Genomic DNA, 1,434 nt, shown 5'->3' on the forward strand with positions numbered 1-1,434 from the left:
GCGTGGCACAGCGCGTGCTGCGCCATGCCGCCGGCGATGTCCTGATCGTTCCTCACAACCCCCAGGCGGCGACGAAGGCAGCGGCCCTCGAGCGGCTCGGCGGTGGACAGCGGATGACCCGGCGCGTGCGCGCGGGTGCGTCTTGCTCGAACGGGGGATGAATATCATCGGATGAAACCGCCTCACCGCCGAGAGCCCGCTTGCCTCCGCATCGGCATGAAGTCCTTGCCGCGCCGGTTCTGCGCGCGGAAAAATTCCGTTCTTGGACGAAAATGACGATGTACCGGATCGAACACCACCTGAGCGCCGACGAGCACGAGGATCTGTATGTCGACTGCCTCAAGCGGCTTCGCGGCGACATTCGACAGTGGCTGTAACTCGGCGGGTGACGCGCCCACGCAGGATGCGGACACCGCTCGGGCGGTGGGTTATTGGCAGGACTGGCCGCAGAGAGCAGATGATGAAAAGTAACGCCCATGACAACGCGATGGCCGAGCTGTACCGGGACGATTGTTCATTGCCATTAATGTCTGAGACACAGTTACGTATTAAGGCCTCCGCCTCTCCCCTTCGTCCTGCACCTTGAAGTCTGAGACACATCCAGCCACACACGAGCTCACCCCATCAACCTGAGCACTGAAGTCGGAGACAGACGCGGCTGCGGCATTTATGAACCCATTCTTGTCATAGCGCCCCATCGAGAAACAGCAGGAAGTCAGCTTGCTGTTGCGAGTTGCACGGGCACGTGATCGCGCTGCTTTTTGATGCGGTTGGCTTCGTCGACGAAGACAAGCTTGGGAAGATGGTCAGTCACCTTCTCCTCTGCCACCGTCCCGAAGGCGGCGATTGATGATCAAGTCACCAACGGATGCCCGTCTGGCCGCCGATCCGTTGACTGAAATGATCCCGCTGCCGCGCTGGCCGCGGATCGCATACGTGACGAAACGCTCGCCATTATTGATGTTCCAGACATGCACCTGTTCGTTTTCCACCATGTTGGCCGCGTCAAGAAGATCCTCATCGATTGCGCATGCCGGCCTTCCTCACGGGGCCGAGGTGCGCGGCGGACCGTCCGACGCGCGAAGTATCAACTCCGGGTTCCATAGTTCCTGAAGCTCTTCGGCAGGCGTCCCGTTCAGGCGCKCAAGGAGCATCTCCACCATCCGTTTTCCGGCGCGGTGGGTTTCTGCGCTGAACGTCGTCAGCGCAGGGGACAGCAGGCGACCGATCGGATGGTCGTCTCCCCCGATCACCCCGATGTCTTTCCCCGGAACCCTGCCAGTCTCTGAAATAGCGCGCATGACGCCCATGGCCACGATGTCATGTCCGCACACGATGGCGGTGGGCGGATCGGGCAGTTCGAAGAGACGACGGGCCGCATCGACTCCGCCCTCTTCGGAAGGCGCGGCTTCAAGGCAAAGCGCCGGATCGATG

At 61.4% G+C, this 1,434-nt stretch carries 2 protein-coding genes; both read right to left on the reverse strand.

Annotated elements, in window-relative coordinates:
- Positions 1-806: 806 nt before the first annotated feature.
- Positions 807-1,025, reverse strand: coding sequence for an aspartate 1-decarboxylase (locus tag AC04L7_RS18605; protein WP_475513690.1), 219 nt, complete (start codon positions 1,023-1,025; stop codon positions 807-809).
- An 18-nt stretch (positions 1,026-1,043) separates the two neighbouring features.
- Positions 1,044-1,434, reverse strand: a 391-nt coding sequence (locus tag AC04L7_RS18610) for a substrate-binding domain-containing protein (protein ID WP_475513689.1), incomplete at its 5' end; no start/stop codon positions are given.

The organism is Pseudoxanthomonas sp. LjRoot204_2 (assembly GCF_056175765.1).